The sequence below is a fragment of the Prochlorococcus sp. MIT 1314 genome (genome assembly GCF_034093315.1).
Classification (GTDB): domain Bacteria; phylum Cyanobacteriota; class Cyanobacteriia; order PCC-6307; family Cyanobiaceae; genus Prochlorococcus_A; species Prochlorococcus_A marinus_Y.
The window spans coordinates 1669012-1693841 of record NZ_CP139300.1 but is presented as its reverse complement, the minus strand read 5'-3'; the positions used below and the strand labels follow the sequence as shown (position 1 = coordinate 1693841).

Sequence of the window (24830 nt, the reverse complement as noted above, 5' to 3'; positions counted from 1 at the left end):
AAAACTCTTTTAAAAAAACTTTCTCCAAAAAATATTGGAGAAAGATATTTACTACATAAAGTAGATTTAACGTCCTTGGAAAACTACAAAAGCTGTTCCTTGGCTTTGAGTGTAAGCATCGTATCCGATTATTCTTACATGGTGATCAGGGTATGCTCTATGACATGCCTCTAATTCACTTACAACCAAATTAAGGTCTTTTTCCCCAAAGAATGGGAGCTTCCAATAGGACCAATAAGTTTGCATACTGCCACTAGGATGAACATGCTCAATAACAGGACTCCAGCCTTGGGCAATTATGTATGCAATTTGATCATATATTTCTTCCTGGGTCATCGGTGGTAAAAAACCGAATGTTTCCAGGGTTGCAACTGTTTGATAGTCGCCTACTGTGCTCTGGAAAGGCATAATAAATTTAAATGTGAATGAAATTACTCGTAAAAATAACGAGATTTATAGAAGTTTGAGGAGAAAAAGAATCTCCTCAATTTTGAATCTGGTTTAACCTTGAACGTCAAGCTTATCGACGGTATCAAACTCAAACTTGATTTCCTTCCAAGTTTCAAGAGCAATAGCTAATTCAGGACTATGCTTAGCAGCTTCCATAAGAATGTCTCTACTCTCTTTTTCGATTTCGCGACCAGCATTACGTGCTTTTACACAAGCTTCTAAAGCAACTCTGTTAGCTGCAGCTCCAGCGGCTGAACCCCATGGATGACCATGTGTTCCTCCACCGAACTGAAGACAAGAATCATCTCCAAAAATCGCTAAAAGTGCAGGCATATGCCAAACATGAATACCACCTGATGCGACTGCAAATACTCCAGGCATTGAACCCCAATCTTGATCAAAGAAGTTACCTCTTGATCTATCTTCAGGAACAAATGACTCTCTTAAGTTGTCAATGTAACCAAGAGTTGTTTGACGATCACCTTCAAGTTTTCCAACAACAGTTCCAGTATGTAATTGGTCTCCTCCAGAGAGCCTCAAACATTTTGCTAGAACTCTGAAATGGATACCATGCTTTGGATGTCTATCAATAACAGCATGCATAGCTCTGTGTATATGCAGAAGCATGCCATTTTTACGACACCAGTTAGCTAATCCAGTATTTGCAGTAAAACCACCAGTTATATAATCATGCATGATGATTGGCATATCTAGCTCTTTTGCAAATTCAGCTCTTTCATAGAGTTCTTCAGGAGTGTTAGCTGTACAGTTTAGATAGTGACCTTTAACTTCTCCAGTCTCTTGCTGAGCAAGCTTAACCGCCTCAGCAACAAACTCAAATCTCTCTCTCCAACGTTGGAATGGTTGAGAGTTAATATTCTCATCATCCTTAGTTAAATCAAGACCACCTCTAAGACATTCATATACAACTCGACCATAGTTTTTACCAGACAAACCTAATTTAGGTTTAATGGTACAACCAAGAAGAGGTCTTCCGTATTTGTTTAAACGATCTCTTTCAACTACGATTCCGTTTGGTGGACCACCGCAAGTTTTAATGAAAGCAATTGGGAATCTAATATCTTCTAGACGTAAGTGTCTTAGAGCTTTAAATCCAAAAACGTTTCCAACAAGAGATGTTAATACGTTTGTAATTGAACCTTCTTCGAAAAGATCTAAAGGATATGCGATAAAAGCATAAAAAGCTTCAGGATCTCCAGGAACGTCTTCGATTCTATAACAACGTCCTTTATAAAATTCTAAGTCTGTAAGTAACTCGGACCAAACTGTTGACCAAGTACCTGTTGAAGATTCAGCCGCAACAGCCGCTGCAACCTCTTCTCTTGGGACACCTTCTTGACCTGTACATTTGAAACAGGCTAGTAAATCGGTGTCTAGGGGTACATATTCTGGAGTCCAGTAGGTATCTCTGTACTCCTTTACCCCTGCATCATACTTCTTACTCATAAGGATAAATTTAGGTCTATGTAGGGAAAATAATTATTTTGCAAAATTTATAAATCTTGCTTTAGTTAATTAGTCCTTTTGACCAAGAAATTCACCGTTTCCAAGAGCAGGTTCAACTTCTCTATGAGGACGAGCAATAATGTGAGCTGCAACTAAACCGTCACCAACTCTTTCACAAGCATCAGCACCAGCTCTAACAGCTGCGTTAACTGCGCCTGTTTCGCCTCTAACTAATACTGTGACATAACCGCCACCTACGAATTCACGACCAATAAGGCGAACTTCTGCTGCCTTGGTCATTGCGTCTGCTGCTTCGATTGCAGGTACAAGTCCGCGTGTCTCGATCATGCCGAGAGCGATACCCATTGTTTCTGTAGCCATTGCCTACTAAATTACTAAATGTGGAATGTTCGTTTGCAAGAATGGTCCATTAAGTACTTATAAGTCAAGTGTTTTTACCTAAAAACTCTATTAATCTTTTTTCTATCATTCATAAGATAAACTTATGACCCTTGGTATTATTGATATATTAATCCTTATGAAAATTAGTTAGAGCATCAAAACATACTGTTGTGTTAATTAAAAATTTACATTAAGTTATTCGCGTACGAGGCAGGCCCTGTCTACACAGGTGTGGAATGTTCAACCTTTCCTGTCTCCGTATCACATCAAACTTTGAAGTAAGATAATATTCTCAAATATTAAATAACTATTTTGACTATTCCAGTACTTACTATTGCCAGTGGGAATCAGAGAAAGGTATCTGAAATTTCAGAAATGTTAAATGTTTTGTCTTTAAGAGTAGAAAAACAACCGGAATATTTAAATGTAGAAGAAACTGGATCTAATTACTTTGAGAATGCCTTATTAAAGGCTAAAGCAGCTTCGTTAGAGACAAAAACATGGACATTAGCTGATGATTCAGGTCTTGAGGTGGATTATTTAGATGGTCGGCCAGGGATATATTCTGCTCGATATGCCAAAACAAATGATGAAAAAATTAAAAAATTAATTAGTGAACTTAGTGACAGCCCATACAGAAGTGCAAGATTTATAAGTTGTATGGTTTTATGCGATCCTTTAGGAAACTTAGTTAAGGATACAACTGGAATTTGCTGGGGAGAAATTCTTAAGAACCCCAAATATCCAAATGGGGAATTCGAATCTATTTTTTGGGTTAAAGAAGCTAACTGTGTTTACGGAGAGCTTTCTCAGTCACAACTAAGTAAATTGGGGAGTAGGGGGAAAGCCGCAAAAATTATGTCGCCTTTTCTCAAAAAAGAAATTGGATTAAAATGAAAATTCTCAGAAATTTGAAATCTCTTCAATTGCTCTAATAGCCGCCGCTGCGGCTTCCTCTACATCTCCTTCTTTCCCGGCAAGGGTTAACCTTCCAAATGCTCCAACGGCCTTAACATCGACAACAGTTATATTGGAAGCTTTTTCAGCTTCATTCGCTGCTTTCAAAACATAGCCGGCTGGTTCCGTCTCTAATATAAACATACTCATTCCAGATTGAATCATTGATCCACTTCTATTTTGTCTATTTATTAAAACCGCATGGTCAGGAGTGATAGCACGAATAACTTCTGTCCAACTTGTGGCAGGTTTTGTTCTCTTTCTAACCTCACTTCCAATAGCATCTAGAACAACATCTCCAGAATGTAAAACAGTACTCTGATCCTTATGATAAAGAGCCAAAGAACCAAATGCTCTTTCAACGATCATCTGACCAAGACGAACATTACTTGCTTTTAAGGCGATATCAGTCACTCTATGAACAGCCATTCCAGGTGATACTTCCATCCAAAGACAAGAATCTCCCGGTATAGGTAAAAAACCCCTACTAACCGTTCCCATATATGCCGCTAATTGAGGCTGGAGAGAATCCAAAAAAACATATGTTCTTAACTCAATTTGTTCAACTTGACTTGCTTGCCTAGATACTAATGATTTTTCAGAATCAGTTGTAATAAAACAGCTTGCTCCACTGGCCTGAGATTGGACCTCAGATCCTGTTACTAGAGAACTGCCTTTTTTTCGTTCTCCTCTGTTAAAGCTAGAAGTTGGTTCCATTCAGGAGACTATAACGGATAATGGTTCTTTTTTTGTATTAAATTTACTTGCATGGTTTCAACGAAACGATAACTTCAAGTAAAAGGTATTCAATTTTATGGGAACTTCTCAACAAAAAGACCCAAATAATTCAGGGGACAAAAAGGAATTAAGTCCTGATCAAACCCTTGGATTAGTTAGCTTAAGTTTAATGCAAAAACTATATCAGAAAGACTCATCCTTTAGTTGGTTAGAAGAGGGGAAATCAGAAAAGGTGAATCTTAAAAATCTTAGAGATAGATTGGAGTTAACCCAACTAGCAATAAATACTGGAGCCCCTTTAACAACTTCAGAGGTTACTGCTTTAATTGGAGCAAAGCCAGGAAAATCGAAACTGGAGAGAGCAGGATTATTAGCCACAAAAATTGCAAGGAATTTATGGAAGCTATCAAAAATAAGTCAAGGAAATTCCTTCTACAGAAATTAAAAACACCAAAAAAAATTCATTTAATAATTCTCATTTAAGTTTTTAACCATTCATATAAGTTTTTTAAATGTGTACATTTTGTAAGAGAACTTATTAATTACTTTCTTAAATCAAAAACTTTATGCAAGCTTGAAATATAAGCTCTTGATATCATTAATGAGTAAAGTCGAATTTAATAAAGAAACTGGGCCGAGAGAAGTTTTCTGCGGTCTTACTTCAATAGTATGGCTACACAGAAGGATGCCAGATGCATTTTTCCTGGTAGTAGGTTCAAGGACCTGCGCTCATTTAATTCAAAGTGCCGCTGGAGTCATGATTTTTGCTGAACCCAGATTTGGGACCGCTATTCTTGAAGAAAAAGATCTTGCTGGTCTTGCTGACGCTCACGAAGAATTAGATCGAGTGGTAAACGATCTTATTGCAAGAAGACCTGAAATAAAAACTCTTTTTCTAGTTGGATCTTGTCCAAGTGAAGTGATCAAACTAGATCTTGCGACTGTTGCCGAAAAGTTAAATAAAAGGTTTTTAGGTCAAGTAAAGTTTGTTAATTATTCTGGAAGTGGGATAGAAACAACCTTTACTCAAGGAGAAGATGGAGCTTTAAAAGCTTTAGTACCTTTAATGGAATCTTCAGATGAGGAAAAATTATTATTGGTTGGTACACTTGCAAATAATGTAGAAGATAGATTTAAAAAGATTTTTAGAAATATAGGAATTTCAAATGTTGAAAGTTTCCCACCACGACAATCAACGGAACTACCAAAAATCGGCAAGAATACAAAAGTTTTATTAACTCAGCCTTATTTAAGTGACACCTTAAGAGATCTTAAACATCGCGGATGTGAAATAATTTCTGCTCCATTTCCATTAGGTATTGAAGGGAGTACTAAATGGCTTTTAGCCGCAGCTAAAGCTTTTAAAATTAGCGACCTAAAAGTTCATGAAGTTATTTCTCCGTTAATCAATAGAGCACAACTTGCTCTTGAATCTCACAAAAAAATTCTTAAAGGAAAAAGATTATTTCTACTACCTGAATCACAGCTTGAGATCTCCTTGGCGAGATTCTTGCATAACGAATGCGAAATGGATCTGATAGAAGTAGGGACACCATACTTGAATAGAGATTTAATGAAAGAAGAGATTAATTTATTACCTGATAGTACTAAGATTGTTGAAGGCCAGCATGTCGAGAAGCAATTAGATCGAGTAAGAGAATCTTCCCCAGACTTAGTAGTTTGTGGTATGGGCTTAGCTAACCCACTTGAAGCAGAAGGAATTAGTACTAAGTGGTCAATAGAAATGGTATTTAGTCCAATCCATGGTATTGATCAAGCGGCAGAATTAGCAGGACTTTTCTCAAAACCCCTAAAAAGGAATCAAATACTAACCTCAAAAACTTTAGTAACTCATTAAAAATTATGGAATTAACTCTATGGACATATGAAGGCCCTCCACATGTGGGCGCAATGAGGATTGCCACATCAATGAAAGATATACATTATGTGCTTCATGCTCCTCAAGGAGATACATATGCAGATCTTCTCTTTACAATGATTGAAAGAAGGGGGGAAAGACCTCCAGTAACCTATACAACATTTCAGGCTAGGGACCTAGGTGGTGATACAGCGGAATTGGTCAAGAAAAATATAAAGGAGGCAGTCGAACGATTTAAACCGAAAACTCTTTTAGTTGGAGAAAGTTGCACAGCAGAACTAATACAAGATCAGCCAGGAGCTCTTGCTAAAGGTATGGGGTTTGATATACCAATAGTTAACCTTGAATTACCCGCATACAGCAAGAAAGAAAATTGGGGAGCTTCAGAAACCTTTTATCAGTTAATAAGAACTCTTTTAAAAGAAAAGGTAATTCCTGAAGAAAAGATAAGCCCTCAAAGATGGAAAGGATTAGGGCGAAGACCAAAAGTGAATATACTTGGCCCTTCTTTACTAGGATTTAGGTGTAGAGATGATGTTATCGAAATCCAACGCATACTTTCAGAACAAGGCATAGATACAAATGTAGTTGCACCTTTAGGCGCCAGCCCAGATGATATTGAAAGACTGATAGAGGCAGATATTAATATTTGCCTCTATCAGGAAATAGCTGAAACATCCTGTGATTGGCTTAAAAGGAATTTTGGAATGGAATATACAAAAACTATCCCAATTGGAATAAAAAATACAATTGATTTTATAAAGGAAGTTCATAACAAATTAGACCTTCCTTTAACTAATAAAGAGGAATTAGAACACAAATCCAAACTTCCTTGGTATTCAAAATCAGTCGACTCTAATTATTTAACAGGCAAAAGAGTTTTTATATTTGGAGATGGAACACATGCAATTGCAGCGGCCAAAATCGCTCAAGAGGAATTAGGCTTTGAGGTGGTTGGTCTTGGAACCTACAGCAGAGAGATGGCAAGACAAGTAAGAGCTACCGCAAAAGATCTAAACATAGAGGCTCTGATTACCAACAATTATCTCGAAGTTGAAGATGCGATAAAAAAAGCCTCACCTGAATTAGTTTTAGGTACACAAATGGAAAGACATAGTGCTAAAAGACTTGGCATTCCATGCTCAGTAATCAGTACGCCAATGCACGTTCAAGATGTTCCAGCTAGATATAGTCCACACATGGGGTGGGAAGGAGCAAATGTAATTTTTGATGATTGGGTACATCCTCTAATGATGGGATTAGAAGAACATCTTATTGATATGTTTAAACATGATTTTGAATTTATTGATGGTCATCAAAGTCATCTAGGTCATACCGCCACAAAGACCAAAAATGATATAAATTCGGGAAACAAAGCATACAACCAAAAAGGTGAAATTATCTGGACTGAATCTGGGAGAGCTGAATTAACAAAGGTTCCATTTTTTGTTAGAGGTAAAGTCAAAACTAATACAGAGAAATATGCTGCCTCAAAAGGTATACCAGAAATTAGTGACGAAACCCTGTACGATGCAAAAGCATTTTTTAGCTAACTCTTACCCATAAAACACATTTAATGGATGAGTATTTTCACTTAAAGTATAATTAATTAGCTGGAAATATCTAGTTATAAGAACATGCTATGTATATTTAATAAATATACATAAACATTTGTTTAGAAAAATATTACATATGGCATTCACACTGCAAGAATATAAATAACAAGTGTATTTAGGCTTTAAATGACAAGTACTATAAATAAACCTCTTGACGGGGAAGGGAGTGTTCAAGTAAAACAAGATCCCAATATAAATATTGAAGAGGGGGCTTTAGTTATAGCCGTGTATGGCAAGGGAGGTATCGGTAAATCAACTACATCTTCAAACCTTTCTGCAGCATTCTCAAAATTAGGAAAAAAGGTTTTACAAATAGGATGTGATCCAAAACACGATAGCACCTTTACTTTGACTCACAAAATGGTTCCTACAGTAATCGATATTCTTGAAGAGGTGGATTTTCATAGCGAGGAATTGAGACCTAACGATTTTATGTTTGAAGGTTTTAATGGAGTAATGTGCGTAGAGAGTGGAGGTCCTCCCGCTGGCACGGGCTGCGGAGGATACGTAACTGGACAAACAGTTAAGCTTTTAAAAGAACATCACCTACTAGAAGATACAGATGTTGTTATTTTTGATGTATTAGGAGACGTTGTTTGCGGTGGCTTTGCAGCTCCCTTGCAGCATGCTAATTACTGTCTAATTGTTACTGCTAATGACTTTGATTCTATCTTCGCAATGAATAGAATTGTTTCGGCAATTAAAGCAAAAGCAAAAAATTATAAAGTCAGGTTAGGTGGAGTGGTTGCTAATAGATCAAAAGATACAGATCAAATAGATAAGTTTAATGAGAAAACGGGGTTAAAAACTATGGCACACTTTAAAGATGTAGATGCTATTAGAAGATCAAGACTTAAAAAATGTACCATTTTTGAAATGGAACCAACTGAAGACGTAATTGAAGTTCAAAATGAATATTTATCTCTTGCCAAAAATATGCTTGAAAATGTAGAACCTTTAGATGGTAATCCACTTAAAGATAGAGAAATTTTTGATTTATTGGGATTTGATTAGTCTTAATTAATGTAATCCAACCAACTTTTCTGATAGATCATAAGTGTCTTGAGATGTCTTCCTATCAATTATTCTTTTTGATAACTTTTGAGAAAAAGCTTTTCTGCCAGTTTTTTGACGATTTCCCCAACTCCAATGGACTGATGGTTTAGCATATTCTTTATAGGTTGCAACCTGAGCGACCCTCTCTCCAGCCAATCTTTGAGACACATATCCTCTTGTTATGAATTTTTGAAATATTGGGAAAAGAAATCTAAATATCCAAGGTGTATCTCTAAAAAGTTTAGTTTCGGCAACACATCCAGGATATAGAGAATTAACAATAATTTTCTCTGGAGGATATCTTTTTGATAATTCCTGAACGGTAACCATATTGCACAGTTTACTATCCTTATAAGCCTTACCAGGTTTAAATTTCTTTCCATTCGCCATACTTATAGGAGATAAAAAACCATTTTTAAATCCTGATAAATCTCCTAGGTCAGCTGGAGCAGGGATGGGTATCCTCCCTCCAAGTTCTGAATAATTAGCCGTAACAGTTCCTAATACTGTAATTCTTGGCTTGAATAAAGTAGATTTGCCATTTAGGACAATTTCCCTTTCTGAAGATAAAATGTTTTCCATAAGCAGTTTTATCATAAGAAAATGCCCAAAATGATTTACTGCCATGGAGTTTTCATAACCCTGAGGAGATCTTTCAGGCCTCTTTAATCTTGGTTTATAAACTGCTGCATTACAAATAAGTGAATTGATTGGCTTTTTAAAGCTTTCTAATATTTCATCACACCCTTTTCTTACATCATCTAAGTTAGAAAGATCTATTTCTATAAAATGAACATTTTCAATTTCGTCTTTTGTCAATAATTCCTCTGCTATTGTTATAGCTCTTTTATTTGAGCGATTAACAGCTATAACCTCCCATCCAAATCTCAAAAGAGGCTTTAGAGTATTCAATCCAACTCCGGATGTAGTTCCTGTTATTAGGACTAAACCTTTAATGTTCTTATTCACTAGCAAAAAAGTTAATAGAAAAATGATAAGTAAGATGATTACAGATCATCCTTATCAACGCCATATTACTCTGATAATGTCCCTAGAAATCATTTGATCCTGATCCTTCATAAATCTTTGCTCACCTTCAGAAGATAATAAGTCATCAAACCTACTTGTCAAAACGTTGAATCTATATTGTTCGTATAAAAATGCGTCTTGAATTTCTCTTACTCGGGTTAATCTAACTTTGGAACTATAGCCAAGTTTAATCAAGCTTATTATTGCTAAAAGCGAAAAGGAAATTTTTATAATTAGAAAAACCAAAGATACAAAAACTTCCTGTTTCTTTCGCTTTATTTCATATCCAGCACCTAGATATTTTTTGTAAAAATTACTATTTTTATGAAAGGATTTTGACAAATTTAGCTTTTAGTATTTTTACTGAAAAAATCAATTCAGTCTTAGTTATATTATTACCTTAAAAATATAAATTTTCTAATAGAGTTTAGTTTCTACCTAAACTAATTCCTAGCCTAAGTGCTAATACTCCAGCATGCATAACTACTATGAGGCTTAATGCAATTAAATTTATTGTTTGAGTTGGCTCCATGGTAAAAAAAATTATTTCTTATATTCTCTACCCAAAAGAGGATATTTGACACACTATTACAAAATGATGTTACGTAATTAATAAATTGAAAGAAAAAATTTATTGAAAATTATTATAAATAGACCTGCAAAGTTAATTTTGGGAATAGAAAATCAAGCTTTAATTTTTTCCACAAATAATTTAACTGGATTTGATCAAATGGCTTTAGATTTAAATTCTTTAGATCAGACAATTTCTAATCCTGAAATAATTTTCACATTGAGGTTCTACTATTGGAATGGAGATTGGCTTTCAATTGGCTATCATCAAAAGGAAATTCCTTCTCATTGGGAAAAATTATCCTTTAATAAGGAAATTAATATTGTAAGACGTCCATCTGGAGGGGGAGCTGTTTTGCATTCAGGGGGCATAACATATGCATTAACATTTAAAAAAGCTCACTATAAAATCCTAAGTTATGAAATGGTTAACCAATGGTTAATTAAAAGTTTTAGAGAATTAGGTCTAAAGTTGCAAAATGGCAAGTCACGAAAATCACTCATAAAAACTAATTGTTTTGGGACTTCATTAATCTCTGATTTAGTTGACCAGGATGGGTTCAAGAGAATAGGAAGTGCACAATATCGGAAAAAAGGTGCATTCCTTCAGCATGGAGAGATTCAAACAAATCCTTCAAAAGATTTGTGGTTCAAATTATTTAAAGAAGAAGCTCCACCTAAAGTAAATCTAGATCTCACAAATGATGAAATAATTGATCATTTAAGAAATTCATTCTTAGAAAATAAATCAAATATAAAGTTCAAAAATATTGCTATAGATAATAAAAATATTGGAAAATTTTCATAACACTAATTCTTAAAGATCTCCTTTCTGCTTCATTGAATTAACTATTCTTGGTAATTCAATTCCCAAAGGATACTGATTTTTATAATTTAATTTGTTGACAATCTCCAAAGGCAAATTAAAACCTAATTTATTAAATACAAATTGTCCTATTTTAAACCTATCAATTATCCCCAAAGGGATATCTGCAGCATTGAGAACCAATAAAAAACCTTCACTTGTTTCTTCAAGTCTTTCTATAGTTTTCCATAATTTGTCATTAACATATACACCTGCAAAACTATTGACTGGTTTCTGAAAGTCTCCAACAAAGTTCCTCTCCCATTTTTTTATGCTGACAGTTTTTAAAATACTCTCATCGACAAAACCTGTCCATCTACCATTATTTGCAACAAAAAAATATTTATCTGCTGCATCCTTTTTATTTTTTATTAATGTATTAAATTCTGATAAATTAGAATCGAATTCAACTTTTCTCAATGGCTTTAATTTAAGGTCAGAAACTTTGCTAAATTTAATTATTTTTTCAATTTTAAAAAATTGACTTTCTGACTTTGAAGAATTAACTCCAAATAGTCCTAAAAAAGAAAGAATAAATCCATAGTAAAAATTAAATCTAAATAAACAAATTATTCCAAATATCAGAACTAAAAAAGACAAAGATAAATTTACTTTGTTGAGGAAATTCCTACCTTTGTTTTTACTCCCTGAGAAATGCCAAATAATACTTTTTAATAAGTTTCCTCCATCTAATGAACCAATTGGAATCAAATTTAAGAGTCCTAAGCATAAATTTAATATACCTACTCTAGAAATTATATTAATGACTATTAATTCTTGAGATTCACTGTAATTACTAATTAAAAGTAGAATAGATGCTGTGGCAAAACATAACAAAGGTCTAACAATTGCAATTTTTATATTACCTAAAGCAGTTTGGCAATACTCATCTATTTGTAGAATTGCTCCAAGAAAATAAAAAGTAATTTTTTTTATTTTTACGCCCTGATTAAGGGAAACAAAGGTATGTAAAACCTCATGAGAAATAATTGAAGATAACAAGAAAAAAGAAGTTAAAAATCCTATAATCCAAGCTTCTTTAGTATTGTAGATATCACCTGAGGTTAAATAAACCTGATTACTTATAGTCCATGAGAATAAAAAAAGAATTGCAAACCAATAAGTATGAATTTTGAAGGGAATTCCCCATATTTTAAAAATTTGCCAACTTCTCAAAAATAATCTCCGCTATATTTAGCAATAATATTAATCTTACATACAGTATAGTGATATGCCCAAGACTAATACTTTAGTTAAAATTTGTGGACTAACATCCGAAGAGCAAGCTCTTGAAGTAGCTAAATTAGGAGTGAATGCTATCGGCATTATTTCGGTTGAGGAGTCTCCAAGATATATATCAGCTGAAATTAAGAAAAAGATTTTTAAAAGCTTAGAAAGTTTGTACCCAACAATCGAAAGGGTATCTGTTGTAAAGAACTGTCCGATAGATTTAATTATTAAAAATTTCTTAGGCAATCCAAGTGAAACTATCATTCAATTACATGGAGATGAGGATATTGATTACTGCAAAAAAATAAGAGAAAAAATTCCAAATGTTGGTATATGGAAGGCTTTCAGAATAAAAACGGAAAAAGACTTTGATAAAATAAAACCTTTTGAAGACGTTGTAGATGCGATACTACTTGATTCTTGGAATAAAGAAACTTATGGAGGTTCAGGACAAAAAATAAAGTCTATTTATCTAAATAATCTGCAATTTACCAAACCTTGGTGGTTAGCAGGTGGAATATCAATTGAATGGATTGATGAAATTTTAACTGAAATCAAACCAGATGGACTGGACATTTCAAGCAGTATCGAAATATCTCCTGGGTTAAAAGATATAAAAAAAACAGAGGTTCTAATTAAGTTTATTAATAATAATTAGTAATTATTAGTAGAAGATTGCTGTTTTACAAGCTCAAAAAATTCTTGTTTTAAACTTAAATCATGTCTAAAATCTCCTCTTACGACAGAATTAATCATACTTGTATTTGGTTCTTTAACTCCCCTCCATTTCATACAATAATGTTGGGCCTTTACAATAATGCCTAAACCTTTAGGCTCACATAATTTTTCAATTTCATCTGCAAGTATCATTACAGCTTCTTCTTGAATATGAGGTCTTGAAAAAACCCAATCAGCTACTCTAGCAAATTTAGAAAGCCCTATAACTTTATTCCCAGGTTTAATACCTATCCAACACTCTCCCAAAATTGGGACCAAATGATGTGAACATGCAGATCTTACAGAAATAGGGCCTACAGTGTAAATCTCGTCAAGATTCTTATCATTTGGGAAACTTGTAACTTTAGGTTGTTCATGATATCTCCCTTTAAAAACTTCATTTAAATACATCTTTGAGACTCTTTCAGCCGTCTCTTGAGTATTATGATCATTTTCAACATCTATTACTAAGGATTTAAGTAAGTCTTTAACTCTTGATGCAACTTCCTTTTCCAGAATTTCTAATTCTCCAGGATTTATAAAATCTGAAATGTTATCGTTTGCACTAAATCTTGTCCCGGCATTCTTTATTCTGTCTCTGATAATTTCAGAGATTAGTTTATTAGTAATCTGGTCATCAAAGTTTCTAATATTATCGTTGGGTAAAGTAGAGGTCATAAAATTTTAAACAGAAAATTGTATGCAACTTAATTAACTGTATCTTCCAAAAGCTTAATTGCTTATACACTATATCACATTCTCTTGTTCAATCGGGTTCAAATAGCTCTAAAAAAAATCACCTTTTAAAGATTAAAAAGAGAAAAAGAATTTTTAAAAAGCCCCTCCAGAAGGCATCAAAATTAAATCTTCAATTAATTGCGATTCAGGTTGTTGTGCCATATAAAGAATAGTATCTGATACCTGGCTTGAGGAGAGCATAGAAGTTCTATCAAAATCAGAGTTGATTGATTCAGAGTCCCAAAGAGGTGTATTAACTGAACCTAAAGTTATTGTGCATGCTTTAATTGAATTAGATCTCTCCTCCTCCCTCAAGCATTTTGTAAACATAGTTAGTGCAGATTTTGAAACACAATACGCTCCCCATTGAGGGAATACATTATAGGACGCATGGCTACTAACATTTATAACTAAACCACCCTTTTTTCTCATTTGAGGAACGACTGAGCTGCAAATTTGAAAAACACTTGTGAGGTTTATTTGAATAATTTGTTCCCATTGCTTTAAATCCATTTCAACTAAAGGACCATTAAATGCGCACCCGGCGTTATTTATCAAGACTGAAGGGCATCCAAATTTATCTATTGCTCTTTTAACACAATGTTCTATTTCTAGAGGATTAGATAAATCACATTTAACAAGGCTAATTTTTGATTTAGTAGTCAATAATTCACTCTTTAGTTTCTCCATTAAATGCAAGTTCCTGGAAAGTAAAATTAAATCCCAACCAGCATTAGCAAAAGTAATTGCGGTAGATCTACCAATACCTTTTGTAGCACCTGTTATAAAAGCTAGTTTCAATTTATTCAGTTTTTTGGGGGATTTCACTATAAATCTCTTCAATATTATTTGCTTCGATAAATTTACCTAAAACCCTAAACTTTTTATATCTTTCCTCAATTAGTTCATCTTTAGTCATTTGCAGTAAAGCATTAAGATGCTTCTCAATAGCCTCTTTTAGTGTATTACCAGCATCTAAAGGTGCCCAATTATTCCCCCCAGAAGGTTCTGGTAATACTTCATCTATTATCCCCAATTTAAGTAAATCTTTACCTGTAATTTTAAGTGCTGATGCTGCTTCTGGTGCTTTTGCAGCGTCTCTCCACAAGATTGATGCGCATGCTTCTGGGCTGGCAACTGTATAAACACTGTGTTCGAACATTAGTAACCTATCAGCGACGCCTATTCCCAGTGCACCTCCAGAACCACCTTCTCCAATGACAGTAGCTATTATAGGAACTTTTAAACCAAACATCTCCCTCAAGTTTCTTGCTATCGCTTCTCCTTGTCCTTGCTCTTCAGCGGTCAAGCCGGCATAGGCGCCTGGAGTGTCAATGAATGTAAGAATTGGCAAGGAAAATCTATCAGCATGCTGCATTAATCTAAGAGCTTTTCTGTAACCTCCTGGCTTGGCCATTCCAAAGTTTCTTACTACATTTTCTTTAGTATCTCTTCCTTTCTGATGCCCTAACATCAGCACTGGTCGATTATTTATCGAACCTATTCCTCCAATTAGTGCCATGTCATCATCTCCATTCCTGTCTCCATGCAATTCGATCCAGTCATCGCAAAACATTTGAATAAAGTCCAAAGTACTAGGTCTTTGAGGATGCCTAGCAACCTGAATCTTTTGCGCAGGTGTAAGTGATTTAAATATCTCTTCTCTTCTCCTAGCCGCTAAGGTTTCAAGCTGCAGAAGTTGTTGACTAACATCCACTTCTGAATCTCGAGCTAATTCTTTAATTTGCTCAATCTGCTTCTCAAGTTCAACAAGAGGCTTTTCAAAATCGAGGAGGTAACGTTTAGCCATAATCTTAGACAGTTAATACTTTATGGTGCTTATCAAGTCCAATCGCAGAAAAACCATGTTTTAAAGAAGCTGCTCCAATAAATTCCATTTTTTCAAGAGAAATATTATTTCTTCCCCAACTAAAGTTGGTATGACATTTTTCAAATTCTAAAATCATAGCTTCTGCAAAGCAAGCAAACATCTCTCTCTGAGGGTTTTGCATTTCTGCAAGTTCCATCATATTCCAGCCAATATCATTAAAAAACTCTACTATCCCTCCTTTTAAAACATAAATATTTTCACCCTGAAATTTCTCATCAAGATTTTTGGGGTATCCACCGTCAATCATTAAACATGGTTTTTTTAATTTAGCAGTATTAATTTCAATAGTTTTAGGCATACTTGCAACCCAAACCACAATATCAGCTTGAGGCAATGCCTCATCCAAAGTTTTTATATTACCGCCATCTAATTCTCTTTGTAATAAGACTAGTGGTTCTTGTTGTCTGGCTACCATAAGAAGTTCTGAAATACCGGTTTTATTTATAAGCCATCTACAAACAGCACTCCCAATATCTCCTGTAGCACCAATTACAGCAACGGTTGCAGTTTTAAGATCTATCCCAATACGTGGAGCATTTATTTCTAGTTGCCTACAAATAACCCAAGCGGTATGAGTGTTACCAGTAGTAAATCTTTCCCATTCCAACGAAGTATTTCTAATTTGTTTATGCTGAAGCAGATTAAAATTCTCAAAAATAATAGAAGTAAATCCCCCCAAAGCTGTAATATTAATTCCTTTTTTCTGAGCTAGTTCCATAGCATTTAATACTTTTCTTCTTGCCGTCTTAAACCTAGAAAGCATTTCAGGTACAAAGCAAGAATCGATATAAGACCCTTCAATACATATTCCAGTAGCACTCTTAACTTCTACATTTTCAACTAACTGAGGAGGAGCTGTACACCAAACATCAAGGTCACCATCTGCAATATGATCAAAGCCTAGTAATGAAGCTTTCCTTTTTGCATCTTCAAAGCTAGTTGAGTGGCCTATTAACCCAAACATTTAAAATTTATAAATGGTTTCTATACAATGTTATGAACAATAGCACAGTGATACCTACTTAATTAGAAATGATTAATTATTAAAAAGCTTAATTAAAAAGAATAAAATTAAACAATTGCAGCCATAGCCATTCTGGCAATTTCTCTATTATCAAGACCAATTTCTACAAGAGTGTCTTGATAAGCAATCATAAATTCTTCCATTAATTCTTCTCTATCCATAGCTAAGACTGATGCATCTTCTGCTACTTCATCTAACATCTTTTTAATCAAAGGTAAGTTGACTTTATTAGCTTCCATCAATTCCTCTTTACAAGTAGATAAATTCTCTTTAAGCCATTCTTGACCATAATTTAAATGGAGATACTCATCTTTAACCACTCCCTGTGTTATTTTTTTTGCGAAAGGATCTGCAACTCTTATGTAAACGTGATATGCGGAGATAGCAAATGCTTCAATTAAAATAGCTTGAATTAATAGACATGTTGTCAAATTTCCTTTTTCTAAAGCTATTTGAAAATTACCGTGTAATTTAGAAAAGAACTTTTTAGCAAATAACATATCAGCTTCCACTCCTAAATTTCTTCCACACGCAGTAAAACCTCTTTTATGTTTCAGCTCCATTTTTGCCAATTTAGTTAACTCTTCTAACTCATTTGGTATTAGGGTTGCTATTGAAATGTAATTATCATGAGCCTCTTGCTCTCCCTCTATAACAATTGCATTTATTCTGCTATATGCATCCTTATAAGAATCAGTTGTAAAGTCAGGTAAGTTCAAAGAATTTTCTTCACTAAATTGTTCTTTAGTTGCGTTTTTATTTGATTCTAGAGTTTGCATGTCAGTAATCTTTTGCTCATTATGCATGAATATTACACGATTATAATGATTTTATTTAGATATCATGAAAATAGTTTCAATTGTTAAAGCTCACTTTTTTCATTAACTTTATTTGAATTTTAATTTGGCCAATCAGATTGCATCATATTCATGATCAATTTGTACCAATGATTAATCAATAATTCTTTTATATCTTTTCCTAAGGACTCATTTGCGTCTCTGCTATCCCCAATAACCCCAGATCTACTCAAGTCTTCAGTAAGCCAAGCAGTTGGAGCATTTCCCTCTAGACTCCAACCATCTGGAATTTGTCCTTTAATACCCTCATATGGACGTTCATCACCCACTAATTCTGGTTTTAAAGCAAGCATCAAGCTTGTTTCAGCTAAAGAAGCATGTAGCCCATGCTCGATTTCAGTTTTTGATAACAATTTACTTAATCCAGTAACACCACTCCACATAAAACAAGGAAAAACTGCCATCCTAGGGGCAAAACTTCTTAGTTCTCTTGCCGCTGTATTTAGTAGTGAGATTTGACCTCCATGTCCATTAATCAATATCAGTCTTTTAAAACCCATATCAGATAATTGACCTCCAACTTCTTTAATCATTGAGGTTATTAAATTTGAGGAAAGGGAAATTGTCCCAGAGAAACCCTTATGTTCTGGAGAAAACCCAAAATATTGAGTTGGAAGTTTTTTTAATGGAATATCGGGAGAGATTAATTTAAAAACTTCGCAAATGATTTCTTCAACAAAAATACTATCTGTAGCGAGAGGCAAATGAGGTCCATGTTGCTCAACTGCACCGAATGGCCAAATCACTGTTGATCTTTTATCTTTTGAAATACTCTCAATTTCTGGCCAATTTAAATATTCAAATTTATTAGGTATTGGTTTAAAGTTCATTAATTTTAGTTTTGAGTACTAACATTTAGAGTATGTTAATAATAAATTATTCTTATTTTACCTACGATGAGAGTCAGTGATAAAAATGCCCAAAATAATAACCAGCCAAAGGGCAATAAAAAAGATTTAAAGAAACCTCTTCAGGTTCTTCACATTAGCAAGAAAGATACTCAAAAGATACAGAATGAAGGCCCCAATTTTCAAGAAGAAATTAGAGACCAAAATATCGCAATTAAACCTCAAATAATCAAAGGTAAATCATCAATAGAAAGTGAAAACGACAATGAAAACCTTAAATTTTTAGATAGTTCTCAGCAAGATTTAAAAAGACCTTTTAATTTTTCGGAACAAAACACAAATTTCCAATTAGAAAGAACAGTTGATGAATTCGATTTTGATGAGAGTGCCTTTCTGGAGGCTTTAAATGCAAATGAGCCAATTGGTGCAACTGGAGAGACGATTTCAGGGAAAGTTATAGCAATTGAAAGTGATGGTCTATACGTTGACATTGGAGGAAAAGCCCCAGGTTTTATGCCAAAAAAAGAATGTGGATTGGGTGTCATAACAAATTTCAAGGAAAAATATTCTATAGGCCTTGAAATGGAAGTTTTGGTTATCAAAGAACAAAATGCTGATGGGATGGTAACAGTAAGTGCGCGAGCATTAATTCTTAGGCAAAGTTGGGAGAAAGTTTCAAGTTTTGCAAAAAATGGAGAATTAATTGACGTCCAAATTAATGGATATAATAGAGGTGGGCTAACGTGCGATGTAGATGGATTAAGAGGATTCATCCCAAGATCCCAACTTGAAGATGGACAAGATCATCAATCTTTTGTTGGTAAAAATTTAAAAGTAGCTTTTCTAGAGGTGAATCCAGAATCTAGGAAATTAGTTCTCTCTGAAAAAAAGGCATTGTTAGTCTCTAAACTTACAAGTTTAAAATTGGGTCAATTAATTGAAGGAGAAGTTTTAGCGGTAAAACAATATGGCTTTTTTGTTGATTTAGGAGGAGCTAGTGGACTTCTTCATCAATCCTCAATAACAAATGGATCGATTCGTACTTTGCGAGAAATTTTTAGAGAAGGAGAAACTATAAAAGCTATAATTTCAGAAATCGATCTTGAAAAAGGGCGTATTGGTTTAAATACAGCACTTTTAGAGAACTCTGCAGGAGAATTAATTATTGATAAAGAAAAAGTTATGAAAGAAGCGGCAGAAAGAGCACTAAAAACTAAAACACTCTTCGACAAAAAAGAACAAGAGAAATGAATATCAATAAAAAAACCGACCCGAGTCTAGAATTAAAAATTTCAGATTGGGAATTAGACTTTTATTCAAGACCAATTGTTGAATCAAACGGAAAAAAAAGATGGGAGTTAATTATTTGCTCTACAAAAAGTTTTAAGACAGAAGATATTTTTCTTTGGAATAAAAAATGCCCTGCCAATGAAGTTAATTCGATATGGCTCACAAATGCACTTAATGAAGCACTTAATGATGCAAAAAAAGAAGGGTGGGCGAAGCCCTCAATCGTTCGGTTCTGGAGATCATCAATGAAATCCATCATAAAGAAGTCCTTGGAAGCAATCAAAATTGAGGCTCTTGTGAGTAGAAGAACATATAATTTGTTCGATAGAATCGAATTTCTCGAAAAAGAGATTTATCCAAAGGAAAAAGGTTATGTAAGAGGTGTACTAGCTCCTACTTTTACTTCTACAATGGAAAACCCACCTAAACCTTTACCAGAAGCAGTTAGAGGTGATGCTTTAACTATCTCAGAAATATCTATTGGGGAATTAAAATCTGCACAAAATTGGCCTATTGAATTTGGAGATATTTTTCCAATTCAACAAACAATAAATAGTAGTGAATTAGTTCCGGGATTACGACTTTTTAGCAAAGATAGATCTCTAGCGCTTTCTGCGTGGTTCAGTTGTTTAGAACCTATTAAATTAACTATTGATAAGAACCAACTCATACTTGAAGCTTCAGAAAATGATAAGTGGCTAGTAACAGATTTGCCAGAAAAAGATGCAGATATTTTAAGAACAAAGTTTTTAGAAAATAAAAAAAATTCTTTTGGATATCAATTTATTTCGATACAGTCAACGCCATACATCGAAAAATTTGCAGGATTCTGGATCTTAAGAGATATTGAATTAATTTCATAAATTTAGATTGGAAGCTGGAACTATTCCTTACAAAGAAATATATTTCTCAAAAACTGAAATTTTTATTCAAAACATAAAATTTGAGTACTATGCATCTCCTATTCTTTGTCAATATGAATTCCCACATGCATACTTTACGAAGTCAAGCTCTGAGAAATTTCTTCAACTATTAGGAAATCACTTTAATAAAAATTGCATAAATTGTTTTTCCAATCAAATTCACAGTAATGTGATAGTCTTTGGATCACATTCCCCAAAAGGGAGTAAGGTTGATGCAGATGGCCTTGTTAGTGATAATTGCAATCAAAACTTGTGGGTTTACACAGCTGATTGCATGCCAATATTTTTTGCAGATAAAAGGACAAGAAAGGTAGCAGCCTTGCATTGTGGAAGAAAAGGCTTAGAAAAAAAAATAATAAAAAATTTGGTTAAAATTTTCGATAATTTAGGGACTTCTAGAGAAAACTTACTGGTGGCAATAGGGCCAGCGATATCGAAGAAACATTATCTAGTTGATACAAAGACGTACAAAGAATTTTGTAGAATGGCTGAAATAAAAGCATTACCAATCAATTCAAGTAACAATGATTTAAATACCTTTAAAGAGAAAACATTAAATCAACTAGATCTTAAAAGATATGCCCATTTGCAACTTTTGAAAGAGAGTATTCCTAATAAAAATATCGACATCTCAAATTTATGCACATATGAATTAAAAAATGAATTTAATTCCTGGAGAAAGAGCAAAACATTCTCAAGACAATGGAATTTTATTTGCTCATAGAGATACTTAATTTGGACAATTTGCGTTTGTTAATGCCTTAGCAACTAATAAATCGGTCATTTCCTTAGTACCTTTAATATCAAAAACTTTGGCTAACAAAACATCATTTTTGAATCCAAAAGGTTTTATTTTAACCTTGCTTCCTCTTGGAAATTCATTCTTAAGTATGTTAGAGGCTTCAAGCTCATCATTTTCATTTACATCTACACAAAATAACCTTATTGTTAGATTCCTATTTTGATCGCCCACCAAAACAATATTTGAACTTTTGATTTGAAGAATTTCAGCCGAGTTAACCACTAGAGGATTTAAAACAATCAAACATAAAATTATTAATATTTTTGATAATTTTTTCAAGTCAGAAATATTTAAATTTTAATTTTACTTAGAAAGTTTACGTTTGTAATGAATTAATTATAAAGAATTATTCTTCACAATTAACATATCCAACCATTTGAGCGTTACTTTTTCCCGGTGGTACCATTGGGTAGCAATTTTCACCCCTCCTGACAAGAATATTAATCAAGGCTGGGCCATCATAATCTAGCGCATGTTGTAATTCGTTCTGTAATTGATCTCTATCTGTTATTAAGTACCCTTTTACTCCAAAAGACTCAGCAAGTTTTACAAAATCAGGTTCTCCGCAACTCATATCAGAGGAGGAATACCTTTCATTGTAAAAACTTTCCTGCCATTGTCTTACCATCCCTTGCCAGCGATTATTTATGATTATCAATTTAACCTTTAAACCATATTGAGATAAAGTTCCTAATTCTTGAATATTCATTAAGACGCTTGCATCTCCTGCTATGCAAATTACATCTGAATTAGGTAAGGCCGCCTTCACTCCAATTGCTGCTGGCAATCCAAAACCCATAGTTCCTAATCCTGCACTACTAATCCATTTTCTTGGAGAATTCCTAAGATATTGAGCCGCCCACATCTGATGTTGACCTACATCAGTAGTAACATAAGCTTCTGGGGTAAGTTCCCTAACTTTCAAAAGAACTTCTTGAGGATAAATTTCGCCTTCTTCCGGTGGGGCATATAAAGGATGTTTATTTTTCCAAAAATCAATTTTTTCTAACCAATTCTTCGTCCGAGAAGAAAATTTGTTATCAATAAAATTTTCATTAATTTTGCGAACAGCTTTTGAAACATCAGAGACTATTGCAACATCTACACGTCTATTTTTATTGACTTCTGCTGGGTCAATATCTACATGAATAACCTTTGCATTAGGTGCAAAAGTATCTAATTTCCCAGTCACCCTATCATCAAATCTTGCTCCAATAGCTATTAAAAGATCACATTCCGTGACTGCAAAGTTTGCGTAAGCAGTTCCGTGCATTCCTAACATCCCAACAGATAAATTATCTTTTTCATCAAAAGCACCTTTCCCCATTAAGGTCGTAGTAACTGGTATTTGGTAATTCTTCGCCAAAGTTCTTATTTCATCATGAGCTCCTGAAGATATTGCCCCACCTCCTACGTAGAGGAGAGGTCTTTCAGACTTTTCTATTAATTTAATAGCTTTCTTAATATCACAATCATTAATATCTCCATTTCTTTTGAATCCCTTAGGAATAATCTCACCAGGCAAAACTCTTTGGTAATGAAAGAATTCTTGACCTACATCCTTGGGTATATCAATTAAAACAGGGCCAGGTCTTCCAGAAGAGCTTATAAAAAAAGCTTCTGAAACTACTTTCGCGATGTCTGAAGGATCTCTTATTACCCATGAATGTTTAACTATTGGTAAAGTAATACCAAAAATATCAGTTTCTTGAAAAGCATCTGTACCAATAGCAGGTCTTGGAACTTGACCTGTAACTACTACTAGAGGAACTGAATCCATTTGAGCAGTTGCAATTCCAGTTACCAAATTTGTTGCACCTGGACCTGAGGTCCCAAAACATACTCCTACCTCACCAGTAGATCTAGCATATCCATCAGCCGCATGAGAACCTCCTTGTTCATGTCTAACCATATAATGCTTTAACCAACCATCTTGTTCTGCCTTATGAACCGCATCATATATTGGAAGTATGGCTCCTCCAGGATATCCAAATATGACCTTTACACCGTGAATTTTTAGAGAATCCATTAGTGCATCTGCACCACTTATCCAAACTGGATTTTCATTTTTTGAACTATCCTTTGACAAGGATCTCGAAGTAAGAGTCACTAAAGAAATTCAATATTTAATATAAATAGTAAACTTAATTAAATACTTTTGCCTCATTTAGAAATGTAATGTCAGAAAAGTATTTGAAAAATCTTTAAAAAAAATTCAAATTTAAAAAATAAATAAAATTGTTAACTATAAAATTCCTAGCCTATGTAAAGGTCCCGAGCCTAAAATAAGTTCAACAAAAAGTATCAGAAAAACAATCATAGCAACCCTCCCATTCCACACCTCTGAACTATTATTCCAACCCCATTGCCATTTCTCTTGGGGATAAAGTTTAACTTTTTCAGGTAACTGAGATGCCTCCTCTATATCAATTAAAGGCCCTTCCAAGCAAGAAATCACTAAATCACTAAGACCATCAATAAAAGTAGGATGAGTATTTAGAGCCTTTACTCTTCGAAAGTTTTTAATACCAGCTTTTTCAGCAATTTCTTTATATTCAATATCAATTTCTTGCAATGTTTCAATATGCTCTCCAACGAAACTTATGGGAACAACAATGAGATCATTAACCTTTGACTTTCCAAGATCAGCTAACACTTCTTCAGTGTAAGGCTTCAACCATTCAACAGGGCCAACTCTACTTTGATAAGAAAGTGTGTAAGGATTACTGTGCCCTAAATATTTTTCAAGCTCATTTATTATCAATAAGGAACAATCTTCAATTTGTTGCTTATAAGGATCTCCAGCTTCCTCTACATAACTCTTTGGAACTCCATGAGCAGTAAAAAATATATGCGCATTCGGAGGTGACTCACAACGTGAAATTTGTTCGGAAATTAATTCGACCATTGACTTTAAATAACCTGGTTGACTGAACCAACTTCTTACACATCTCATTGGGATTTTCTTAAAATCATTGTCAGAATCTCTTAATTTTTTTAACTCTCTAAAGCTTGAACCACTTGTACTTATTGAAAAATGTGGATACAAAGGTAAAACAACAATTTGATCTACATCATCTACTTTCATATCAGCAATGGCTGATTCCGTAAAAGGATGCCAATATCTCATAGCGATATAAGTAGTAGCATTTAAACCTTTATCTCTTAATTTAGACTGCAATTCTCTTGCTTGTTGTTCAGTTATCCTTCTGATAGGTGATCCGCCGCCTATTGAAAGATAAGCTTGTTGTGAAGTGGTACTCCTTAGCGTACTAATTAACCAAGCCAAAGGCTTTTGAAAAGCAGGGAAAGGGGTCCTGATTATCTCTGGATCAGAAAAAAGATTATATAAGAATGGGCCTACATCGGTAATACGTTCAGGCCCTCCTAAATTCATTAGTAAGACGCCTATTTTATCCATTTAATATTTATGTAGATTGAAAATCAACTTTAAAAACGTCATTATATAGTCAATTATATA

At 34.0% G+C, this 24830-nt stretch carries 27 protein-coding genes; 10 read left to right on the top strand and 17 right to left on the bottom strand.

The window, feature by feature from the left end:
* Positions 1 to 66: 66 nt before the first annotated feature.
* The 3 genes from SOI86_RS09610 to SOI86_RS09600 all read right to left on the bottom strand — a co-directional run bounded on the left by SOI86_RS09610 (position 67) and on the right by SOI86_RS09600 (position 2298).
* Entirely contained in the window at positions 67 to 408 is a 342-nt protein-coding gene (locus tag SOI86_RS09610; protein ID WP_011376108.1) for a ribulose bisphosphate carboxylase small subunit, read from the bottom strand.
* Between the two features lie 93 nt (positions 409 to 501).
* Positions 502 to 1917, bottom strand: a complete 1416-nt coding sequence (locus SOI86_RS09605) for a form I ribulose bisphosphate carboxylase large subunit (RefSeq protein WP_002805854.1) — start codon at positions 1915 to 1917, stop codon at positions 502 to 504.
* Between the two features lie 69 nt (positions 1918 to 1986).
* Entirely contained in the window at positions 1987 to 2298 is a 312-nt protein-coding gene (locus tag SOI86_RS09600) for a BMC domain-containing protein (protein ID WP_002807869.1), read from the bottom strand.
* A 333-nt stretch (positions 2299 to 2631) separates the two neighbouring features.
* Here SOI86_RS09600 and SOI86_RS09595 point away from each other — a divergent pair, with 333 nt between their 5' ends.
* A complete protein-coding gene (locus tag SOI86_RS09595; protein ID WP_320681582.1) occupies positions 2632 to 3216 on the top strand; it encodes a non-canonical purine NTP pyrophosphatase in 585 nt (194 codons plus the stop codon).
* A 6-nt stretch (positions 3217 to 3222) separates the two neighbouring features.
* Here the strand turns inward: SOI86_RS09595 and SOI86_RS09590 are convergent, their stop codons facing one another.
* Positions 3223 to 3993: a BMC domain-containing protein gene (locus tag SOI86_RS09590; RefSeq protein WP_320681581.1), complete on the bottom strand. Its 771-nt coding sequence runs from the start codon at positions 3991 to 3993 to the stop codon at positions 3223 to 3225.
* A gap of 97 nt (positions 3994 to 4090) precedes the next feature.
* Between SOI86_RS09590 and SOI86_RS09585 the strand changes: the two genes are divergently transcribed.
* The 4 genes from SOI86_RS09585 (at position 4091) to bchL (ending at position 8523) form a co-directional block, all read left to right on the top strand.
* Positions 4091 to 4459: a hypothetical protein gene (locus tag SOI86_RS09585; RefSeq protein ID WP_320681580.1), complete on the top strand. Its 369-nt coding sequence runs from the start codon at positions 4091 to 4093 to the stop codon at positions 4457 to 4459.
* A 156-nt stretch (positions 4460 to 4615) separates the two neighbouring features.
* Positions 4616 to 5872, top strand: coding sequence for a ferredoxin:protochlorophyllide reductase (ATP-dependent) subunit N (locus tag SOI86_RS09580; RefSeq protein WP_320681579.1), 1257 nt, complete (start codon positions 4616 to 4618; stop codon positions 5870 to 5872).
* Positions 5873 to 5877: 5 nt separating this feature from the next.
* Complete coding sequence (locus tag SOI86_RS09575; RefSeq protein WP_320681578.1) at positions 5878 to 7446, top strand: ferredoxin:protochlorophyllide reductase (ATP-dependent) subunit B; 1569 nt, start codon at positions 5878 to 5880, stop codon at positions 7444 to 7446.
* Between the two features lie 189 nt (positions 7447 to 7635).
* The gene (bchL, locus tag SOI86_RS09570) at positions 7636 to 8523 is read left to right on the top strand and encodes a ferredoxin:protochlorophyllide reductase (ATP-dependent) iron-sulfur ATP-binding protein (protein WP_320681577.1); all 888 of its coding nucleotides are present in this window, start codon (positions 7636 to 7638) and stop codon (positions 8521 to 8523) included.
* 6 nt (positions 8524 to 8529) lie between these two features.
* Here the strand turns inward: bchL and SOI86_RS09565 are convergent, their stop codons facing one another.
* The 3 genes from SOI86_RS09565 to psaM all read right to left on the bottom strand — a co-directional run bounded on the left by SOI86_RS09565 (position 8530) and on the right by psaM (position 10126).
* Positions 8530 to 9534, bottom strand: a complete 1005-nt coding sequence (locus SOI86_RS09565; RefSeq protein WP_320681576.1) for a protochlorophyllide reductase — start codon at positions 9532 to 9534, stop codon at positions 8530 to 8532.
* Positions 9535 to 9588: 54 nt separating this feature from the next.
* Positions 9589 to 9936: a hypothetical protein gene (locus SOI86_RS09560; RefSeq protein ID WP_320681575.1), complete on the bottom strand. Its 348-nt coding sequence runs from the start codon at positions 9934 to 9936 to the stop codon at positions 9589 to 9591.
* 85 nt (positions 9937 to 10021) lie between these two features.
* The gene (psaM, locus tag SOI86_RS09555; protein WP_025887817.1) at positions 10022 to 10126 is read right to left on the bottom strand and encodes a photosystem I reaction center subunit XII; all 105 of its coding nucleotides are present in this window, start codon (positions 10124 to 10126) and stop codon (positions 10022 to 10024) included.
* Between the two features lie 102 nt (positions 10127 to 10228).
* On the opposite strand from psaM, the gene SOI86_RS09550 reads away from it, so the two are divergent.
* A complete protein-coding gene (locus SOI86_RS09550) occupies positions 10229 to 10972 on the top strand; it encodes a lipoyl protein ligase domain-containing protein (protein ID WP_320681574.1) in 744 nt (247 codons plus the stop codon).
* 9 nt (positions 10973 to 10981) lie between these two features.
* Here the strand turns inward: SOI86_RS09550 and SOI86_RS09545 are convergent, their stop codons facing one another.
* Complete coding sequence (locus SOI86_RS09545) at positions 10982 to 12205, bottom strand: site-2 protease family protein (protein ID WP_320681573.1); 1224 nt, start codon at positions 12203 to 12205, stop codon at positions 10982 to 10984.
* A 55-nt stretch (positions 12206 to 12260) separates the two neighbouring features.
* On the opposite strand from SOI86_RS09545, the gene SOI86_RS09540 reads away from it, so the two are divergent.
* Positions 12261 to 12917, top strand: a complete 657-nt coding sequence (locus SOI86_RS09540) for a phosphoribosylanthranilate isomerase (RefSeq protein ID WP_320681572.1) — start codon at positions 12261 to 12263, stop codon at positions 12915 to 12917.
* Here SOI86_RS09540 and folE read toward each other — a convergent pair.
* From folE to SOI86_RS09510, 6 genes are all read right to left on the bottom strand, one after another.
* Positions 12914 to 13654 (bottom strand): GTP cyclohydrolase I, encoded by a 741-nt coding sequence (gene folE, locus SOI86_RS09535; protein ID WP_320681571.1) that lies wholly within the window; start codon positions 13652 to 13654, stop codon positions 12914 to 12916. The genes SOI86_RS09540 and folE overlap by 4 nt on opposite strands.
* 153 nt (positions 13655 to 13807) lie before the next feature.
* Complete coding sequence (locus tag SOI86_RS09530; RefSeq protein ID WP_320681570.1) at positions 13808 to 14542, bottom strand: SDR family oxidoreductase; 735 nt, start codon at positions 14540 to 14542, stop codon at positions 13808 to 13810.
* Positions 14517 to 15524, bottom strand: a complete 1008-nt coding sequence (locus tag SOI86_RS09525) for an acetyl-CoA carboxylase carboxyltransferase subunit alpha (RefSeq protein ID WP_320681569.1) — start codon at positions 15522 to 15524, stop codon at positions 14517 to 14519. The genes SOI86_RS09530 and SOI86_RS09525 overlap by 26 nt, the downstream gene beginning before the upstream one ends.
* 4 nt (positions 15525 to 15528) lie before the next feature.
* Positions 15529 to 16569 (bottom strand): long-chain acyl-[acyl-carrier-protein] reductase, encoded by a 1041-nt coding sequence (locus tag SOI86_RS09520; RefSeq protein ID WP_320681568.1) that lies wholly within the window; start codon positions 16567 to 16569, stop codon positions 15529 to 15531.
* Between the two features lie 107 nt (positions 16570 to 16676).
* A complete protein-coding gene (locus SOI86_RS09515; RefSeq protein ID WP_320681567.1) occupies positions 16677 to 17408 on the bottom strand; it encodes an aldehyde oxygenase (deformylating) in 732 nt (243 codons plus the stop codon).
* A gap of 119 nt (positions 17409 to 17527) precedes the next feature.
* Complete coding sequence (locus SOI86_RS09510; RefSeq protein ID WP_320681566.1) at positions 17528 to 18316, bottom strand: creatininase family protein; 789 nt, start codon at positions 18314 to 18316, stop codon at positions 17528 to 17530.
* A gap of 66 nt (positions 18317 to 18382) precedes the next feature.
* Here SOI86_RS09510 and SOI86_RS09505 point away from each other — a divergent pair, with 66 nt between their 5' ends.
* Genes SOI86_RS09505 through pgeF form a run of 3 tightly spaced genes read left to right on the top strand, consistent with a single transcriptional unit; the run spans position 18383 to position 21271 of the window.
* The gene (locus SOI86_RS09505; protein ID WP_320681565.1) at positions 18383 to 19585 is read left to right on the top strand and encodes a S1 RNA-binding domain-containing protein; all 1203 of its coding nucleotides are present in this window, start codon (positions 18383 to 18385) and stop codon (positions 19583 to 19585) included.
* Entirely contained in the window at positions 19582 to 20487 is a 906-nt protein-coding gene (locus SOI86_RS09500) for a Tab2 family RNA-binding protein (RefSeq protein ID WP_320681564.1), read from the top strand. The genes SOI86_RS09505 and SOI86_RS09500 overlap by 4 nt, the downstream gene beginning before the upstream one ends.
* A 7-nt stretch (positions 20488 to 20494) precedes the next feature.
* Positions 20495 to 21271 (top strand): peptidoglycan editing factor PgeF, encoded by a 777-nt coding sequence (pgeF, locus tag SOI86_RS09495; protein WP_320681563.1) that lies wholly within the window; start codon positions 20495 to 20497, stop codon positions 21269 to 21271.
* A gap of 6 nt (positions 21272 to 21277) precedes the next feature.
* Here pgeF and SOI86_RS09490 read toward each other — a convergent pair whose 3' ends face one another.
* The 3 genes from SOI86_RS09490 to hemH form a co-directional block, all read right to left on the bottom strand.
* Entirely contained in the window at positions 21278 to 21628 is a 351-nt protein-coding gene (locus SOI86_RS09490) for a hypothetical protein (RefSeq protein ID WP_320681562.1), read from the bottom strand.
* A 67-nt stretch (positions 21629 to 21695) separates the two neighbouring features.
* The gene (ilvB, locus tag SOI86_RS09485) at positions 21696 to 23459 is read right to left on the bottom strand and encodes a biosynthetic-type acetolactate synthase large subunit (RefSeq protein ID WP_320681561.1); all 1764 of its coding nucleotides are present in this window, start codon (positions 23457 to 23459) and stop codon (positions 21696 to 21698) included.
* A gap of 135 nt (positions 23460 to 23594) precedes the next feature.
* Positions 23595 to 24770 carry a ferrochelatase gene (gene hemH, locus SOI86_RS09480; RefSeq protein ID WP_320681560.1) on the bottom strand — a complete coding sequence of 392 codons (1176 nt, stop codon included), beginning with the start codon at positions 24768 to 24770 and terminating at the stop codon, positions 23595 to 23597.
* Between the last annotated feature and the right edge of the window lie 60 nt (positions 24771 to 24830).

Bases quoted from the DNA above. Each gene is read 5' to 3' on its own strand.
- SOI86_RS09610 (WP_011376108.1), bottom strand. From the start codon at position 408: ATGCCTTTCCAGAGCACAGTAGGCGACTATCAAACAGTTGCAACCCTG.
- SOI86_RS09605 (WP_002805854.1), bottom strand. From the start codon at position 1,917: ATGAGTAAGAAGTATGATGCAGGGGTAAAGGAGTACAGAGATACCTAC.
- SOI86_RS09600 (WP_002807869.1), bottom strand. From the start codon at position 2,298: ATGGCTACAGAAACAATGGGTATCGCTCTCGGCATGATCGAGACACGC.
- SOI86_RS09590 (WP_320681581.1), bottom strand. From the start codon at position 3,993: ATGGAACCAACTTCTAGCTTTAACAGAGGAGAACGAAAAAAAGGCAGT.
- SOI86_RS09585 (WP_320681580.1), top strand. From the start codon at position 4,091: ATGGGAACTTCTCAACAAAAAGACCCAAATAATTCAGGGGACAAAAAG.
- SOI86_RS09580 (WP_320681579.1), top strand. From the start codon at position 4,616: ATGAGTAAAGTCGAATTTAATAAAGAAACTGGGCCGAGAGAAGTTTTC.
- SOI86_RS09575 (WP_320681578.1), top strand. From the start codon at position 5,878: ATGGAATTAACTCTATGGACATATGAAGGCCCTCCACATGTGGGCGCA.
- bchL (WP_320681577.1), top strand. From the start codon at position 7,636: ATGACAAGTACTATAAATAAACCTCTTGACGGGGAAGGGAGTGTTCAA.
- psaM (WP_025887817.1), bottom strand. From the start codon at position 10,126: ATGGAGCCAACTCAAACAATAAATTTAATTGCATTAAGCCTCATAGTA.
- SOI86_RS09540 (WP_320681572.1), top strand. From the start codon at position 12,261: ATGCCCAAGACTAATACTTTAGTTAAAATTTGTGGACTAACATCCGAA.
- folE (WP_320681571.1), bottom strand. From the start codon at position 13,654: ATGACCTCTACTTTACCCAACGATAATATTAGAAACTTTGATGACCAG.
- SOI86_RS09525 (WP_320681569.1), bottom strand. From the start codon at position 15,524: ATGGCTAAACGTTACCTCCTCGATTTTGAAAAGCCTCTTGTTGAACTT.
- SOI86_RS09520 (WP_320681568.1), bottom strand. From the start codon at position 16,569: ATGTTTGGGTTAATAGGCCACTCAACTAGCTTTGAAGATGCAAAAAGG.
- SOI86_RS09515 (WP_320681567.1), bottom strand. From the start codon at position 17,408: ATGCAAACTCTAGAATCAAATAAAAACGCAACTAAAGAACAATTTAGT.
- SOI86_RS09510 (WP_320681566.1), bottom strand. From the start codon at position 18,316: ATGAACTTTAAACCAATACCTAATAAATTTGAATATTTAAATTGGCCA.
- SOI86_RS09505 (WP_320681565.1), top strand. From the start codon at position 18,383: ATGAGAGTCAGTGATAAAAATGCCCAAAATAATAACCAGCCAAAGGGC.
- SOI86_RS09500 (WP_320681564.1), top strand. From the start codon at position 19,582: ATGAATATCAATAAAAAAACCGACCCGAGTCTAGAATTAAAAATTTCA.
- hemH (WP_320681560.1), bottom strand. From the start codon at position 24,770: ATGGATAAAATAGGCGTCTTACTAATGAATTTAGGAGGGCCTGAACGT.